This window comes from Deinococcus fonticola (genome assembly GCF_004634215.1).
GTDB lineage: Bacteria > Deinococcota > Deinococci > Deinococcales > Deinococcaceae > Deinococcus > Deinococcus fonticola.
Window position 1 is genome coordinate 71,297 of record NZ_SMMH01000010.1, and the last position, 16,423, is coordinate 87,719.

14 protein-coding genes are annotated in these 16,423 nt (G+C 64.0%); 9 read left to right on the forward strand and 5 right to left on the reverse strand.

Annotated elements, in window-relative coordinates; translation table 11 throughout:
- The first annotated feature begins 2 nt into the window (after positions 1 to 2).
- Positions 3 to 1,121, forward strand: coding sequence for an AI-2E family transporter (locus E5Z01_RS07755; RefSeq protein WP_135228846.1), 1,119 nt, complete (start codon positions 3 to 5; stop codon positions 1,119 to 1,121).
- A 318-nt stretch (positions 1,122 to 1,439) separates the two neighbouring features.
- Here E5Z01_RS07755 and E5Z01_RS07760 read toward each other — a convergent pair whose 3' ends face one another.
- The 4 genes from E5Z01_RS07760 to E5Z01_RS07775 all read right to left on the reverse strand — a co-directional run bounded on the left by E5Z01_RS07760 (position 1,440) and on the right by E5Z01_RS07775 (position 6,731).
- A complete protein-coding gene (locus E5Z01_RS07760; RefSeq protein WP_119764415.1) occupies positions 1,440 to 2,150 on the reverse strand; it encodes a metallophosphoesterase family protein in 711 nt (236 codons plus the stop codon).
- Between the two features lie 354 nt (positions 2,151 to 2,504).
- Complete coding sequence (gene glmS, locus E5Z01_RS07765) at positions 2,505 to 4,325, reverse strand: glutamine--fructose-6-phosphate transaminase (isomerizing) (RefSeq protein ID WP_135228847.1); 1,821 nt, start codon at positions 4,323 to 4,325, stop codon at positions 2,505 to 2,507.
- A 367-nt stretch (positions 4,326 to 4,692) separates the two neighbouring features.
- Positions 4,693 to 5,214, reverse strand: coding sequence for a P-loop NTPase family protein (locus E5Z01_RS07770; protein ID WP_135228848.1), 522 nt, complete (start codon positions 5,212 to 5,214; stop codon positions 4,693 to 4,695).
- Positions 5,215 to 5,546: 332 nt separating this feature from the next.
- Positions 5,547 to 6,731 carry a trans-sulfuration enzyme family protein gene (locus E5Z01_RS07775; protein WP_135228849.1) on the reverse strand — a complete coding sequence of 395 codons (1,185 nt, stop codon included), beginning with the start codon at positions 6,729 to 6,731 and terminating at the stop codon, positions 5,547 to 5,549.
- Positions 6,732 to 7,084: 353 nt separating this feature from the next.
- Between E5Z01_RS07775 and E5Z01_RS07780 the strand changes: the two genes are divergently transcribed.
- Together E5Z01_RS07780 and E5Z01_RS07785 are read left to right on the forward strand one after the other, a co-directional pair.
- Positions 7,085 to 7,324 carry an FmdB family zinc ribbon protein gene (locus E5Z01_RS07780; protein WP_135228850.1) on the forward strand — a complete coding sequence of 80 codons (240 nt, stop codon included), beginning with the start codon at positions 7,085 to 7,087 and terminating at the stop codon, positions 7,322 to 7,324.
- Positions 7,321 to 8,421, forward strand: a complete 1,101-nt coding sequence (locus tag E5Z01_RS07785; protein ID WP_119764405.1) for a S1C family serine protease — start codon at positions 7,321 to 7,323, stop codon at positions 8,419 to 8,421. Before E5Z01_RS07780 ends, E5Z01_RS07785 begins: the two co-directional genes overlap by 4 nt.
- A gap of 78 nt (positions 8,422 to 8,499) precedes the next feature.
- On the opposite strand, the gene E5Z01_RS07790 is transcribed toward E5Z01_RS07785, so the two are convergent.
- Positions 8,500 to 8,790 (reverse strand): hypothetical protein, encoded by a 291-nt coding sequence (locus tag E5Z01_RS07790; protein WP_135228851.1) that lies wholly within the window; start codon positions 8,788 to 8,790, stop codon positions 8,500 to 8,502.
- A gap of 203 nt (positions 8,791 to 8,993) precedes the next feature.
- On the opposite strand from E5Z01_RS07790, the gene E5Z01_RS07795 reads away from it, so the two are divergent.
- The 6 genes from E5Z01_RS07795 (at position 8,994) to mutY (ending at position 16,369) form a co-directional block, all read left to right on the forward strand.
- Complete coding sequence (locus E5Z01_RS07795; RefSeq protein ID WP_135228852.1) at positions 8,994 to 11,222, forward strand: heavy metal translocating P-type ATPase; 2,229 nt, start codon at positions 8,994 to 8,996, stop codon at positions 11,220 to 11,222.
- Complete coding sequence (locus tag E5Z01_RS07800) at positions 11,219 to 11,593, forward strand: ArsR/SmtB family transcription factor (RefSeq protein WP_135228853.1); 375 nt, start codon at positions 11,219 to 11,221, stop codon at positions 11,591 to 11,593. Before E5Z01_RS07795 ends, E5Z01_RS07800 begins: the two co-directional genes overlap by 4 nt.
- Before the next feature lie 69 nt (positions 11,594 to 11,662).
- Positions 11,663 to 13,237, forward strand: coding sequence for an ABC transporter substrate-binding protein (locus E5Z01_RS07805; protein WP_135228854.1), 1,575 nt, complete (start codon positions 11,663 to 11,665; stop codon positions 13,235 to 13,237).
- 126 nt (positions 13,238 to 13,363) lie between these two features.
- Positions 13,364 to 14,596 (forward strand): 2,3-bisphosphoglycerate-independent phosphoglycerate mutase, encoded by a 1,233-nt coding sequence (locus tag E5Z01_RS07810; protein ID WP_135228855.1) that lies wholly within the window; start codon positions 13,364 to 13,366, stop codon positions 14,594 to 14,596.
- Between the two features lie 81 nt (positions 14,597 to 14,677).
- Positions 14,678 to 15,244 (forward strand): hypothetical protein, encoded by a 567-nt coding sequence (locus E5Z01_RS07815; RefSeq protein WP_135228856.1) that lies wholly within the window; start codon positions 14,678 to 14,680, stop codon positions 15,242 to 15,244.
- A gap of 90 nt (positions 15,245 to 15,334) precedes the next feature.
- Positions 15,335 to 16,369, forward strand: coding sequence for an A/G-specific adenine glycosylase (mutY, locus tag E5Z01_RS07820; RefSeq protein ID WP_135228857.1), 1,035 nt, complete (start codon positions 15,335 to 15,337; stop codon positions 16,367 to 16,369).
- Positions 16,370 to 16,423 lie beyond the last annotated feature (54 nt).

Genomic DNA, 16,423 nt, shown 5'->3' on the forward strand with positions numbered 1-16,423 from the left:
TGATGACCAAACCCCCTGAAACGAACGCTTTTCAGTACGCCTGGAAAAGCCCCTGGGTACGCCTGGCGGTGTTTCTGCTGGCCTTCTACCTGCTCTACAGGGTGTTTGGTTCCATCACCAGCGTCGTGGTGGACTTCACGGTGGCGTTCCTGATCGCCTACCTGGCCAACCCGCTGCTGAACTGGCTGGAGAAAGGCCGGGTCAAGCGCGGGCTGGGCGTGGTGTTCGTGCTGCTGCTGTTTCTGGGATTGCTGGCGCTGACCGTCACCCTGATCGTCACGGTCTCGGGGCAATTCGCCCAGCTCATCAAGAACCTGCCCAACCTGGTCAACAACCTGGGCGGCCTCATCGACAACGTGGCAGTGCGCCTCAACAACCTGGGTATTCCCGGCATGGAGAACGTGCAGGAACGCATGACCACCGCCGCGCAGACCTGGGTGCAGAACCTCGACCAGAACCTCGGCCCGATTCTTCAGAACGCCCTGAACTCCACTGGCACGCTGCTGAATTACGTGCTGTCGGTGGGCGGCATCATCGGGCAGATCGTGCTGATCCTGCTGCTGAGCGTGTACCTTATGCTGGATTACAACCGTGTGAACGCCGCCCTGCTGCGGGCTTTCCCGCGCCCATGGCAGCCGCGCGTGCTGGAACTGTCGGCCCTGACCGGGCAGGCGGTGGGCGGGTACGTGCGCGGGCAACTCATCATCGCGTCGTTCATTGGCCTGTTCGTGTGGATCGGTCTGACGCTGGTGGGCATTCCCAGCGCCGCCGCCATTGGCTTTCTGGCAGGTGCTTTCAACATCGTGCCGTACCTGGGGCCGATCATCGGCGCGACCCCGGCGCTGCTGCTGGCGCTGACCATGCCGAACGTGCTGCTGAAAATGATCCTGGTGATCGTGGTGTTTGTGGCCGCCAACCAGATCGAGAGCAACTTCCTGAGTCCATACATCCTGAGCAAGAACACCGACCTGCACCCGGTCACCATTCTGGTCGCCATTCTGGTGGGCGTGGCTTTGATGGGTTTCGCGGGAGCGCTGCTGGCCGTGCCCACGGTGGCCCTGGCAAAATTGCTTCTGGAGAAGTACTACTACCCCAGCCGCGTGTACACCGAGGGGCCATAGCGCAGAAGCTTTCCGCTTGCCGCGTCTGCTGGCGATAACCAGCCAAACACGCTCCTGAGAATAAATAAGCGTTCCATGGTCAACCAGACAGGAAGAAGAAGGCCCGAGTCATAGCCGTTTGCAATGGATCACCATGTCTGCCACCCTCCTCAGGGAAGATAAGAACAGCGCTCCATCTTATCCAGACCATCCAAAAGCGGCTTGAAAGAAAAGCCGCTTTATTTCTCTCTGTGTTTCCTCGATTCCCTGGAAGATGAAGGCCAATGTGCTCCCAGGATATTGAACTCAGGAGGCTGCCTCGTGTCTGACCCGCCCTCCCTACTGTCCCGTGCGCAACTGTTTTGCTTCTTTCTTCCCGTCGTAGGCGTATTGTTCGGCCCACTGTGCAGCGGCCTCCATGTCGTATGCGACACGCCGGAAAGTCACGTTCCAGACACCCTTCTCTCCTTCCAGCAGCGTCCAGCGGGCCAGGGGTGAACCGTCTTTCTGACGGCTGACCGCACCGCAGTTCACGACCGTCAGGTGGCCGAGTTGCCGCACGTGCTCCAGGTGAGAGTGGCCCACAATGACCACGCGGGCGTTTTCGGTGTTTCCCAGGCGTTTGTGCACCTGTTCGTCAGTGGCCCACTGCTTCCCTTCACGCAGCAGGTATTCCCACGGGTCACTGGGCGTGCCGTGCGCGGCGATGACCTCGCCGTGAGCAAGAGTGACGCTGGTGGGCAGACTCGCCACGTATTCGCCGGCGCTGGCGGGCAACACGGCATGCAGCCACTCCAGCATCTCGCGTTTCTCCGTGTCGGGCGTCAGTTGCTCACCCAGGCGCTCGTCGGTGTTGCCACGAATCTCGTGAACGCCATGCTGAGCCTTGAGTTGCTGCTGCAGGTGCCACGCCCCCAGCGGGTCAGCGCCGCCGAAGAGTTGATCTCCCAGGTTGACCCACACGTCCGGCTGCTGGGCTTCAATGTCCTGCACCACCGCTTTCAGCGCGAACTGGTTTCCATGAACATCCCCGAATACCGCTATCTTCATGCTTCAGTCTGCACCTGATTCTTCAATTTCCTGTCAAGTGGCGGCTTCACGCTTCGGCCACCGCCGTCAGAAACGCCTGCCAGCTGGGCCTGGTCGCTGGGTGTATTCGCCAGAGATCCGTTCGGCGTGATGCGGTACAAAGGAGTTCTGCTCATCATCCTCTGCCCCGGTCGCGGGTGAAGTTGTCCAGCCGCACTCCCGGCGCTGCTGGTTGCGGTGGGTTCAGCAGGCTCTCCAGGAGACCCACGCGGCACAGCGCCAGGGGCATTGCTCGACCACGGTTGAGGGCTACAGACCCAACAACAGGAAAGCCCGCCCAACCCATCACTGGGGGGCGGGCATCCGGGATGAAAATTACTCGACGGTCACCGATTTGGCCAGGTTGCGGGGTTTGTCCACGTCCTTGCCCAGAACCGTGGCGGTGTAGTAGGCGAGGAGCTGCATGGCGACCGCGTTCACCACCGGGCTGACCATCTCGTGGGCGCGGGGCACGTAAATCACGTCGTCGGCGTGCTGCGCGTTCTCGGTGTCGCCGTCCGACAGCACCAGGATGACCTTACCGCCGCGTGCCCGAACTTCCTGCACGTTGGAAATGGTTTTCTCCAGCAGGCGGCTCTCGGTGGCGACCACCACCACGGGCAGTTTCTCGTCGATCAGGGCAATCGGGCCGTGCTTCATTTCGCCTGCGGCGTAAGCCTCGGCGTGGATGTAACTGATTTCCTTCAGTTTCAGGGCGCCTTCAAAAGCGGTGGGGCTGTTCACGCCGCGCCCCAGGAACAGGTAATCGCGCGCCTGGGCGTACTTCTCGGCCACCTGCTTGATCTGCTGAACGCGCTCCGGTTGCAGGGCTTCCTCGACCAGGCGCGGCAACTCGCGGGCGGAGGACAGCAGTTCTGCCCCCTCCTGCCCGCTGAGGGTGCCGCGGGCGCGGCCCAGCCACAGGGCCAGCATCAGGAACGCGCTGACCATGCTGGTATACGCCTTGGTGCTGGCCACGCCGATTTCCGGCCCGGCGTGAATGTACAGGGTGTCGTCCAGCTCGCGGGTCATGGAGCTGCCCTTGGCGTTGATGACGCCCAGCGTCTTCGCACCGCCCTTCTTCGCCTCGCGCAGGGCTTCCAGCGTGTCGATGGTCTCGCCGGACTGACTGACGACTATAGCCAGGGTGTTCTCGCTGACCAGCGGATCGCGGTAACGGTACTCGCTGGCCACATCGACCTCAACGGGAATGCGGGCCAGTTGCTCGATCAGGTATTCACCGACCAGACCCGCGTAGAAGGCCGTGCCGCAGGCGATGATGCTGATGCGTTTGAAGCTGGCCGGGTCGAGGTCGATGTCCAGATTCACCTCGCCTGTCTCATCGTGCAGGCGGCCAATCAGGGTGTTGGTGAGGGCCTGCGGCTGCTCGTAGATTTCCTTGAGCATGTACGTGTCGAAGCCGCCTTTTTCGGCAGACTCGGCGTCCCAGTCGATGGTTTCGATATCGCGCTTCAGCTCGTTGCCCTGCAGGTCGGTGACGCGGAAGCCGTCGTCATGCAGCACCACCATGTCGCCGTCGTGCAGGAACACCATCTGGCGAGTGTACGGCAGCAGCGCGGGCACGTCGGACGCCAGGAACATCTCGCCCTCGCCCACACCCATGACCAGCGGGGACACCGTGCGGGCGGCCACGATCTCACGGTGATCGACATGCGTCACCACGATTCCGTAAGCGCCGCGCACTTGCCCCAGTGCTGTGCGGACGGCTTCATACAGGTCACCTTTGTAGGCCTCCTCGATCAGGTGGGCCAGCACCTCGCTGTCTGTCTCCGACTTGAAGGCGTGCCCGCGCTGAAGCAGCCCTTCTTTCAGGTTCAGGTAGTTCTCGATGATGCCGTTGTGAACGATAACAATCCGGCCGTCCTCGGTCGCGTGCGGGTGTGAATTGGTGTCGTTCGGCAGGCCGTGCGTGGCCCAGCGAGTATGCCCGATGCCCAGCGTGCCGGGCAGCGGCTGGGCTTCCAGTTCACCGCTCAGGTTCGCCAGTTTCCCGGCCTTCTTGCGCACGTTGATGCAGGCGCCGTCCCCGATGGCCACACCCGCGCTGTCATAGCCCCGGTACTCCAGCTTCGAGAGACCGGAAATAAGAACGTCCTGCGCCTGCTTCGGGCCAATGTAACCAACGATTCCGCACATAATGCTCCTTCAGGACGCGAACGGCTGAGAGCTCATGGCTTCTGGCACAGACCAGGCCAGAAGTCAAGGCAAAGGCCAGAGAAAGGCCTGGGCCATCCGCATCCAGGTGTCCAGAGAAGTTGTGTGCATCGTACTCCGCTTTATATCCGTGTTGCCACGGGGGTTATGGCGGGGTTTCACGTCAATCGCTTGACGTCGGGTAGGCCCTGCATGCTGGCCTGGAAGCATCCGCAGAACGTCGCTCACTTCCACCTCGTATCCCCAACCTTCAAGGCTGGGGCCTTGCGCTGCCCTGTTTTGTGTGAACCGGACACCAACGGTTCGGGAAGGAAGATAGCATTAAAAGCCCCTCAGGTGAGTACGCTACTCAACCGTTAAGGGACTGGAGCCAGCGGGCCGCTTCCCCCGGGCTTTTCAGGCGCACCAGCCTCAGATGGGGAAACCCCGCCACAAGTTCCGGAATTTCACGCCGCCTTTTCCAGTGCGTGCGCCAGAACCAGCGCAGCGGCGCTTCCGGGTCGAGCAGGGCACCCCGCCACGTTTCACGGTTCCCGTTCCAGAGTTCCTGCCGCGTGACCACGCGCCGCAAGGTGCGCCGCACAATGCGCGGGTACACCACCCACGCCGGGTAATCCAGCCACACCAGCGTCTGTGCCCGCGCCCAGCCGATGTCGCGGGCCTTGCTGTAATTGCCGTCCATCACCCACGACTCCTGCGCCGTGAACAGGCTGACCTGCGCACGAAACTGCGCCAGCGGGGCCACCTGCCAGTCCGGCTGATGGTTCCAGGCATCCTGCTCGCCGTGCGGCACACCCAGCCGGTGCGCCAGTGCCCGGGCAAAGGTTGTTTTCCCACTTCCCGTCGTGCCGATGACAATGACGCGCTGCATTCGCGCAAGTGAAGCACAAAGTGACACAAACAGGCATCGGCCAGAACGCCTACGGGCCATCTTGACAAGTCCAACCCGAAGAAGGGTTTCTCTTTTTTACTATCCCACCCAGCAAATTCACCGTTCAATCAGACCGAGGCCGTCGGGCGCGGAGCGCACGGGCCTGGGAAAAGCAACTGGACGATCAGCACACCCAGCCCTGCCGGATGAAAATCTCTCCCAGAGCCAATAAAAGCTCATTTTCCCGACTTGCCTGGTGCTAACGAAAGCTCCCCTGCCCTCTGAGTAGGGGGCGGGGGGGGTGGGCTACTTCACCCTTCATTCAGTACAAGTCAAATCTTTCCTAGCGCCTGCCTCACGTCCGCGATCAGGTCGGCGCTGTCCTCGATGCCCACGCTGAGGCGCACCAGTCCGGGCGTGATGCCCTGGCGCGCCAGGGTTTCCTCGCCGAGAAGCTGGTGGGTGGTGCTGGCGGGGTGGCTGGAGAGGCTTTCCACGTCGCCAAGGCTGACCGCCTGAGTGAACAGCTTCAGCGCGTTCAGGAAAGTGAAGGCGTTGTCCTGCGTGCCCAGGTCGAGGCTGACCAGCCCGCCGAATTTGCCGTTCATCTGGCGGGCGGCGAAGGTGTGGCCGGGGTGGTCGCTCAGGCCGGGGTAATACAGGTGCTTGACGGCAGGATGGCCTTGCAAGGCTTCGGCCAGGGCAGCGGCGTTCTGGCAGTGCTTCTCCATGCGCAGGGGCAGGGTTTTCACGCCGCGAATGAGCAGGTACGCCTCGAACGGCCCCAGGGCGGCGCCAATGTGCCGCAGGCCATGACCGCGCAGGGGTTCGGTGAGTTCGGCGCGGGTAGCGACCACGCCCGCGATAACGTCTCCGTGGCCGCTGAGGTACTTGGTGGCCGAGTGCATCACGATGTCCACGCCGTGCTCGGTGGGGCGCGTGAGGTAGGGGGTGGCGAAGGTGTTGTCGACCACCATCAGGGCACCGACGCTGTGGGCCAGCTCGCTGGCAGCTTGCAGGTCGATGATGCCCAGCGTGGGGTTCATGGGCGTTTCCAGCCACACGAGCTTTGTTCTTTCGCTCAGCAGACCGCGCAGTGCGTCCAGATCGTGCGCTTCGCGGATGGTCACGCCGAACTGCGTCATCACTTCGTTCAGCAGCCCCTCGGTACCGCCGTACAGCGGGCCGACGAAGGCCACTTCATCCCCACTTTTCAGGAAGGTCAGGGCGATGGCGCTGGCAGCCCCCATGCCACTGGCGAAGGCGACGGCATCCTCGGTGCCTTCCAGATTGGCGACTTTTTCCTCGAAGGCGCGGACGGTGGGGTTCAGGACGCGGGAATAGAAGAAGCCGGGTTCCTCACCGGCAAAGAGCCGGGCGCCGCGCTGGGCGTCGAAGTAGCCGAAGGTGGAGGTGGCGTAGATGGGAACGGCGTGAGCCCCGGTCTGCGGGTCGACCCGGTGTCCGGCGTGAACGGCGCGGGTACCGAATTCAGCCTGCTGATTTTGAGTGGACATGCCGCAGTTTAACGCCATAGGGCCGCCAGTGCGGCGTTTCCTGAGCACGGCTCCGCGACATCGGGCATGAACAGGCGCACGCAACGAACCGCCCCAGCAGAGCACCCCAGTGGGGCGGTGCCAGCAGCGACGCTCTGCGCGCGGACAGAAGGAACCAGGACTCCTGTCTCCCCTGGCGGCACCCCGGAGCATGACCGCAGCTCCGCTTCATCTCCAGAATTCGGGATGAGCAGCGCGGTAAGGGATGTTCAGTTTGCCGGGCGGATTTGTGGGCTAGGATGAGGCGAGGAGAAGCTTTTCACAGGGTGTCCTGCGGCATTCTTCTCTTTTTTCTTCTGGAGACCCCTGCTTTCATGCCCACTTACCTTTACAAGAACCTGGAAACCGGCGAAATTTACGAACTCGTGCAGAGCATGCGCGACGACCCTTACACCACCCACCCCGAGACGGGTGTGCCCGTCAAGCGTATTCTGGCGCGGCCCGCCATCGCTTTTAAAGGCGGTGGGTTTCATGCCAACGACTACCGCCCACCCGAGTCAAAGGCCAGGGAGCCGAAAGCCAAGGAGCCGAAATCGGGGGGCGGCAGCGAGTGAACGCCCTGCGCGTCCTGGGTCTCACGGCCCTGCTGCTGGGAACCGGGGCCGTGCTCTACGCGGCAGGTCGGGCCGACGCCCAGCCGGCGCTGGTCACGAACGACGAGGTGAACACCGTCCAGGTGAGCCAGGGGGCGCTGCCGGCGGTGGTGCGCATCGACAACCGCCTGCGTCAGGAGGTGCTGCAGCAGGGTGACGATCCGCTGGAAGTCGGCACCGGGTTTTTCATCAAGAAAGACCTGATCGTCACGAACTATCACGTGATCCGGGACGCCAGCTCGCTGACGGTCACGCTGTTCAACGGGCGGCGGGCCTCGGTGAAGGTCGAGGGAATCGATCCAGGCATCGACATCGCGCTGCTGCGCGTGTCCGGCGTGACCGCCCCGAAGACCCTGAGTTTCGGCAACAGTGCCCGGCTGATTCCAGGGCAGAAGATGATCGTGATCGGTACGCCGCTGCGCTTCCAGAACTTCATCAGCACCGGCGTCTACAGTGCGGCGGCCAGCCCACGTGACGTGCCGCGCAACGACGGGGTGGGCCAGGAGATCGGGCAGTACTTCATGACCACCGCCAGCATTCAGGGCGGCAACAGTGGCGGCCCCATCCTAGACTCGCGCGGGCTGGTGGTGGCGGTCGCGGACGCCAACGCGGCGGCCAGCATGCTCTCTGCGGCAGTGATCGGGGTGGCCATTCCGGGCGATATCGTCAGGCAGAGCGTGGACGACCTGATCAAGATCGGGGTGCCTCAACGCGGCACGCTGGGCGTCACGCTGCATGATCTGGACAACCTCGACCCGGCGCTGCGGCAACTGGCGGGCCTGAGCAGCAGCGAGGGTGCCCTGGTGTGGGACGTGCCCGCCGGGAGTGCGGGGGCGCGCGCGGGCCTGCGCGGCAGCCTGCGCAACAGCAAGGATCAGCTCCTCTCGCCACTAGGCGACGTGATCGTGGCCGTCGACAACCAGCGCGTGCAGAACTCCTTCGATGTGGCGCGGCTGGTCGCCACCCGGCGCCCCGGCGACACGGTGAACCTGAAGGTGTGGCGCAACAAGAAGGCTGTCAACGTGAAGGTCACGATTCTGAAACGCACCGTGAGGTGAAATTTACGCGTACTGCCTGCACCAGAAAAGGGAGACCCGCTGAGCCAGTCTCCCCTTTTTGTGGTGCTCTGCGCCGGGTCAGATGACGCGGCGTTGCGTGATCTCGTTCGCGGCCCGCAGGCCAGCCAGCATGCTGCTCAGGCGCTGCATCTCGGCCCGGGTCAGGTGCAGGCCGTGGCGCATCAGCAGCGAGTGAATTTCATTTGGGGCACTGACCACGTCCTGAAAAATAGCGGGCGGCGCGAGCAAGCGGCGCAGCCAGCTTCCGCGAATAGGGGTGGCACGGTAATAAGTGACACGCCAGCCCTGGCGGCCCGCGTGAATGACGATGCGGTCTTGATTGGCACGGTGAAAGGTGTGTTCGTTCATGAGGGGCACCTGTAGTCTGGTCAGAGGCTCGTAAGGGGACAGCCGCCAGGTTGAAATGTAATGGTCACAGTGTATACACACGCAGGCAGTTAGCGTTGTAAGAAACCTGATAGTACCCCCGGCGTGGGGGAGCCCCCTCCACTTTGGTAAAGATGACCACCATAAGGAACAACACCTGAGCAGATATTCAGATATACTGGGGTATGTCGAGACCCGGCTCACCGGCTACCCCCCCGCATGGCGAAACGCTGACTTACTTTGTGGACGGCATGGACTGCGCCTCCTGCGTGCAGAAGGTCGAGAAAATGGTGGACACCCTGCCCGGCACCGGGGCGGTGAAAACCAGTTTCACGAAGCAGACGCTACAACTGACGCTGGACGAATCGCAAACGCCAAGGGGCACGCTGGAGGGCAACCTGCGGGCGCTGGGGTATACGCCCGCCCTGCGGGGGGACGCGGACGGACAGGTTCAGGGTGCGGCGAACACGCAGGGTCACACGCACGAACCCAGGGGCGCGAACCCCTGGTACACCACGAACATCGGTCGACTGGTGCTGCTGACGGGCAGCCTGCTGGCCGCGGCCTACCTGCTGGGGTTCCTGGCCCCGGCGTTCGCCCAGTCTTTCTACATGGTCGCCGCCTTGATCGGCGTAGCTCCTTTCGCGCGCAAGGCGTGGGTGGGGGCGCGGCTGGGCGATCCGTTCAGCATCAATATGCTGGTCACCCTGGCGGCCCTCGGGGCGCTCCTGATCGGCGAGGCCCCGGAAGGTGCGGTCGTCGTGTTCTTCTTCGCTATCGGCGAGTTGCTGGAGGGCGTGGCGGCCGGCAGGGCGCGGCAGGGCATTCAGGCGCTGGTGGCGCTGACGCCGAAAACCGCTTTACTCGTGCATGAAAGTCATGCCCACGAAGTGCCCGCCGACTCCTTGAAAGTCGGTCAGGTGGTGCAGGTGAATCCTGGCGCGCGCGTGCCCACCGACGGCACGATTCTGACTGGAACGTCCGACCTGGACGACAGTCCTGTGACCGGGGAGAGCATCCCCGTCATGAAAACCGTGGGCGACAGCGTGTATGCCGGGAGCATCAATGCAGGCGGCGTGCTGACCGTGCGCGTGGAGAAAACTGCTGCGGACAACACCATTGCCCGGATGATTCACCTGGTGGAGGAGGCCGAGGGCAGCAAAGCGCAGGCCGCCCGGTTCATCGACCGCTTCAGCCGCGTTTACACGCCGCTGGTGGTGCTGGTGGCCGCGCTGGTGGCCGTGGTGCCGCCTCTGCTGTTCGGGCAGGCGTGGCACGAGTGGCTGTACAAGGGCCTGGCGCTGCTGCTGATCGGCTGCCCGTGCGCCCTGGTGCTCAGCGTACCCGCCGCCATCACGTCCGGCATCAGCGCAGGCACCAGGCGCGGCCTGCTGATCAAGGGCGGCGCGGCGCTGGAAACCATCGGCTCAGTCAGCACCATCGCCTTCGATAAGACAGGAACGCTGACCGCCGGCAAACCCCGCGTGACGGACGTACAACCCGTGAACGGTACGCGCCAGGAGGTGCTGCGCCTCTCGGCGGCGGTGGAGTCCGGCAGCAGTCACCCGCTGGCCAGGGCCATTCTGAAAGCCGCGCAGGACGAGCAACTGAGCGTGCCCTCAGCACAGGATGCACAGGCCCTCGCCGGGCAGGGCGTGAGCGCCAGCGTGGAAGGCCGCACGCTGCTGGTCAGTTCACCGAGGCACGCCGCCGGGCAGTTTGCCCTGAACGCTGAGCAGGCTACACAAATTGCCGCTTTCGAGGCGCAGGGCAAAACCGCTGTGATCCTGCACGACGGTCAGGTGCCGCTGGGGTTCCTGGCCATTCGCGACGAACCGCGTGACGACGCCCGCGCTGCCCTGGCAGAACTGCGCGCGTTGGGCATCAGCACCGTGATGCTCACCGGGGACAACGCCCGCACTGGACAGGCCATCGCGCAGGGCCTGGGCATTGACGTGCAGGCCGAACTGCTTCCCGAAGACAAACTCCGCGTTATTGACCAGCTGAAGACTCGCGGCGCGGTGGCGATGGTCGGAGACGGCATCAACGACGCGCCCGCGCTGGCCCGCTCGGACGTGGGCATCGCCATGGGCGGCGGCACCGACGTGGCGTTGGAAACTGCCGACGCCGCCCTGCTGCGCGAGAAGGTCACGGGCGTCAGTGAACTGGTACAACTTTCCCGCGCCACCATGAACAACATCAGACAGAACATTTTCTTTGCCTTGAGCCTGAAAAGCGTGTTCCTGGTCACGACCCTGCTGGGGTACACCAACCTGTGGATGGCGATTCTGGCCGACACGGGCGCCACCGCCATCGTGACCGCCAACGCCCTGCGCCTGCTGGGCTGGGGCCGTCACCTGAAACCCCGAACCGCTGACCCCCAGGCCGCCTCTCAGGCGCAGGTGGCCCGATGATCCGCGCGACCACGCCAACCACGCTGGACGATACCTGCGAAATCACGTGCGTTCACCCACAGGCCGTGCAGACGGCCCGCGCTGCCCTGCCCGACGACGACTGCGTGACGCGCAGCACGGCTTTCCTGAAACTGGTGGCCGACCCCACCCGCCTGAAAATCCTGAGTGCCCTGAACGCCACCGAGCTGTGCGTGTGCGACCTGGCCGCCGTGGTCGGCATCAGCGAGAGCGCCGTCAGTCACCAGTTGCGCCTGCTGCGCACCGGGCGCGTCGTGACGTACCGCAAGGAAGGCCGCGTCGCCTACTACCGCCTGCTGGATGGACACGTGACCACCCTGATCGAGAACGCGCTGGAACACGCACGCGAGTAGCTGGCCGCGCCCGACACGATTGCTGGACAGAATGCCTTTCATTTTGAAGCCCGGCGTTAAGCTGGCCTGATGAAGAATGTTGCTTTGATCGCTGCGCTGCTCGCGTCTGGCGCCTCTGCGGCCGGGACGCTGGTGGTCGCCGGCAGTGGTGAGCCGGTGACGCTGGAATCCGGGAACGCGCACGATTCCGTTTCGATGCTGGTGCAGCGCCAGATTTATGACCGCCTGATTACGGTGAAACCCGGCACCACGGAACTTGCGCCGGGGCTGGCCCTCAGCTGGAAGCCCAACCGGGACGCCACCAGCTGGACGTTCAACCTGCGCCGGGGCGTGAAGTTTCACGACGGCACGCCGTTCAACGCGGACGCCGCTGTCTTCAACCTGCGCCGCTGGTGGGACAAGAGCGACCCCAACGGCCTGCGTGAATTCGGGCGCGTGTTCACGGTGGTGCCGGACTTCCTGGGTGGCTACAAGGGCGAGAAAAACGCCGTTGTCAAGGACATCGTGAAGGTGAACGACTACACCGTTCGCGTCGACCTGACCCGCCCGAACACCGTGTTCCCGGTGCAGATGAGCGCCTCTTACTGGGGTATGGCCAGCCCCGCCGCCGTGAAGGCGCAGGGCGCGAAGTACGGCACCCCCGCCGGCACCGCCGTGGGAACCGGCCCCTTCGTCTTTGGTCGCTGGGTGGGCGGAGACCGCGTGAACCTCAGCGCGAACAGGACCTACTGGGGCGTCAAGCCCAAAGTGGACGCGCTGGTTATCCGCAACATCAAAGACCCCAGCCAGCGACTGAACGAGCTGAAAGCCGGAACAGTGGACATTGCCAGCGACCTGCAACCCGACGACCTGAAAGCCATTCAGGCCGACAAGAACCTGGTGCTGTACAAGCGCCCCAGTTTCAACCTGGGATACATCGGCCTGAATAACCGCAACGAGTACCTCAGAAGCCAGAAGGTTCGGCAGGCCATCAGCCTGGCGATCAACCGCCGGGCCATCGTGGACAGCTTCTGGTATGGCCTGGGCGTCACGGACACCAGCATCGTGCCCCCGCCCCTGAAGTGGGCCACCAGCGCTGACGTTCCCGCCGATTACCGGTTCGACCCAGCCGCCGCAAAGAAACTGCTGGCGGAAGCGGGTTACCCGAACGGGTTCTCGATTGACCTGTGGTACATGCCCATCACGCGCAGCTACTTTCCGAACCCCAAGGCCAGCGCCGAGGCCATGGCCGCCGACCTCGCGGACGTGGGCATTAAAGTCAACCTGAAAACCGAGGACTGGGCCAAGTACCTGGAAGACCTGTTCGGCGGCAAACTTTCGATGTACCAGATTGGCCTGATCGGTGATTACGGCGACCCGGACTACTTTTACGGCGCGCTGTACAACCCCACCAGCACCAACGACATCGGCTGGAACGCCCCCGAAGTCGGGCAACTGCTGGAACAGGCCCGGGCCGGCCTGACCCGCGAAGCGCGCGCCCGGCTGTACGCCCAGGTTCACGAACTGACGTACAACGCTGCCTACCGCCTGCCCCTGGTGCACAGCCAGTCGGTGGCCGCCGCCCGCAGCTACGTGAAAGGCTGGGTGCTCAGCCCCTTTTCGGGCGAACCGTACAACACGGTGTCCCTGGTCGGGAAGAAGTAATAAGAATTCCGGCCCTTCAGTTATGAAATCACTGGGCAACCCGACTGGAAGGAGAAGAAAAAGCGTCCAGAAGCGCGCCGTCCCAGGCTGACTTTGCCCTGTGGGCGCCAGCGTACACTACAGGGCATGAGTGATCTGCTTGATGTCGTGCGTGGCCTCTCGAAAAAAACCGACAGCAAAATCGTGCTGGTGGTGCTGGACGGCGTGGGCGGCCTGCCGCTGGAACTGAACGGTGAAACCGAACTGGCCACCGCCAGAACCCCCAACCTCGACGCCCTGGCGGCAGAATCGCAACTGGGCCTGGTGGAACTGGTCGGCGCGGGCATCACGCCCGGCAGCGGCCCCGGTCACCTCAGCCTGTTCGGGTACGATCCCCTGAAGTACGTGGTGGGGCGGGGGGCCCTGAGCGCGGTGGGCATCGGCGTGAAGTTGAACGCGGGGGACGTGGCCGTGCGCGGGAACTTTGCCACGCTCGGCACTGACCGGATCGTGGACGACCGCCGTGCCGGGCGACCCACCGACGAGAAGAACGTGGAGATCGTGGCGAAACTGAAGGCCGCCATTCCCAGCATCGACGGCATTCCGGTGGAGATCTACACCGAGTCCGAGCACCGCTTCGTGGTGGTCTTCCGTGCCCAGAATGGCGAGGCGCTGGGCGCGAACATCGGGGACGTCGACCCGCAGGTGACCGGCGTGCAGCCCATGACCGCCACCGCGCACGACCCCGCCAGCGAGAAAACGGCGGCGCTGGTCAACGCTTTCGTGGGGCAGGCCGAGGCGACTCTGAAAGACGAACCTCAGGTGAACGGCGTGCTGTTCCGTGGCTACAGCGACGTGCCGCACTTCCCCAGTTTCGCGGACGTTTACAAGCTGAACGCCGCCTGCATCGCCAGTTACCCCATGTACAAGGGCCTGGCCAGCCTGGTGGGCATGGACGTCCTGCCAGTCGAAGGTCACGAGGACGCGCTGGAAGGCAAAATCCAGGCCCTGACCGAGAACTGGGCCAGGTACGACTTCTTCTTCCTGCATATCAAGAAAACCGACAGCACCGGCGAGGACGGCAACTTCACGGAAAAAGCCCACAAGGTCGAGCTGTTCGACGAATTGCTGCCTGCCATCCTGGCCCTCAAACCCGACGTGCTGGGCCTCGTGGGCGACCACAGCACACCCAGCAAACTGCTGAGCCACAGCTGGCACCCGGTGCCGTTCCTGATCCACGGCGGCCACGGTCGTTTCGACCCGGCTCAGCGCTTCACGGAAACCGAGGCCCTGAAAGGCACGCTGGGCCTGCGCCGGGGCACCGACGTGATGCCGCTGCTGATGGCCAACGCTCTGAAACTGAACAAGTACGGCGCTTAAGCCCAGGAGCTGGCGCCTTTCCTCAATTCTTCATGATGCCGTGTTCAGCCCCGGGTCAGCTTCGGGCGGCAGGGTGAGAGTATGCGTAAGTTCCTTCTTCTCGCCGTCCTGACGGCCGCGCCAGCCTCGGCGCAGACGCTCAGCGTGAATATCGACGCCAGTGTGCAGTTTCCGCCGGTGGTGCAATCGGCGGCCAACCTGGTGAACCTGCTGTCGCAGGGGGTGCAGGTGTCTTTCCTGACGCCCACCGCGCAGCCCGCCGCCACCCTGAACCAGACGGGCGGAATCCGTATTACGGGCGTGTCCCCGCAGGCGGCCCCCCTGACTCAGGTGCAGGTCGCGACGCCCATTCCCGGCACCACGCAGTACGTCAAGGAAATTTACCCGCTGGCCCAGCCGCTCAACACCGCTCAGCCCCTCGCGGCGCAAAGTATCGTGGTGAAAGCCGCCGATGGGCAGAAGGTGCCGCTGGTGAACGTCATGGGCCGGCAGGCCGCGTGGGCCAAAGCGCCCGGCCTTCAGAAAAAACTGGGCGGCATGCCCCCGGGGCAGTTGAAGCAACTGTGCAAAAAAGAGCCCCGGAATGCCCTGTGCCGGCAGCATCCCGACCCGCACCAGAACCACGGCAAGGGAAAAGGCAAACACTGAACACTGCGTCGTGAAAGCCCCGCTCTAAGCGGGGTTTTTTCATGGCTGAAGTTCCAGTTCTCGTGCCTGCCCTGCTCTACACTTCCCGCCATGCTGCCCACGGATCTCGCCGCCTTTCGCACGGCCCTCCTGAACTGGTTCGGCGCCGCCGGGCGTGACCTGCCGTGGCGGGCCGGCGCAGAGGGCGCGCGTGACCCCTACCGCGTGTGGGTGTCGGAAATTCTGTTGCAGCAGACCCAGGTGGCGCGCGGGCTGCTGTACTACGAACGTTTTCTGACCGCCTTCCCGACGGTGCAGGCCCTGGCCGCCGCGCCTGTCGAGGACGTGCTGAAAGCCTGGGAGGGCTGCGGCTATTACACCCGCGCCCGCAACCTGCACCGCGCCGCAAAACAGGTGGCGCAGCAGGGTTTCCCCACCACTTACGAAGGCTGGCTGGCCTTGCCGGGTGTGGGGCCTTACACGGCCGCGGCCATCAGCAGCCTGTCATGCGGGGAAAAAAGAGCCGTGAACGACGGCAACGTCCGGCGCGTCCTGGCCCGCCTGTATGGCGAGAAGACCCCGACGGAAGCCTGGGTGCAGCAGAGGGCCGACGAGCTGCTCGACCCGGATCGGCCCGGCGCGTGGAACGAAGCGGTCATGGATCTGGGCGCGACCACCTGCACACCGAAGAAACCGCGCTGCCCCGAGTGTCCAGTGAGCGCTTTGTGTACGGCGTTTCAGTCGGGTGAACCCACCGCCTACCCCGCCCCGAAAGCCCGGGCCGCCGTTAAGGAACTCCGGGCGGTGGCCCTCTTGATCGGTGATGACCAGGAAGCGGTGCTGGAGCAGCGCAGCGGAACCCTGCTGGGCGGCCTGTTCGGGCTGCCGCTGGAGGAAGTGAAGGGCAGCGAACAACCGGAGGCGGCCCTGTCGCGCCTGCTGACACGGCTTCATGCTCAGGAACCTGCGCTCCTGGGCACCGTGACGCACACCATGACGCACCGCCACATCCGTATGGACGTGTACCGCGCCCGGGCCCAGTCGCCCCGCGTGTGCGTGCAGGACGCCGCCCTGTCGCGCCTGGATCACAAGGCACTGGCACTCATGAAGGCACGGCAGGAAAGCCTGTTCAACTTCGACTCCTGAAGGCCGTGGTCAACACGCATAGCCTTGACCTGGCCCGCATAACGCGCTATAGTT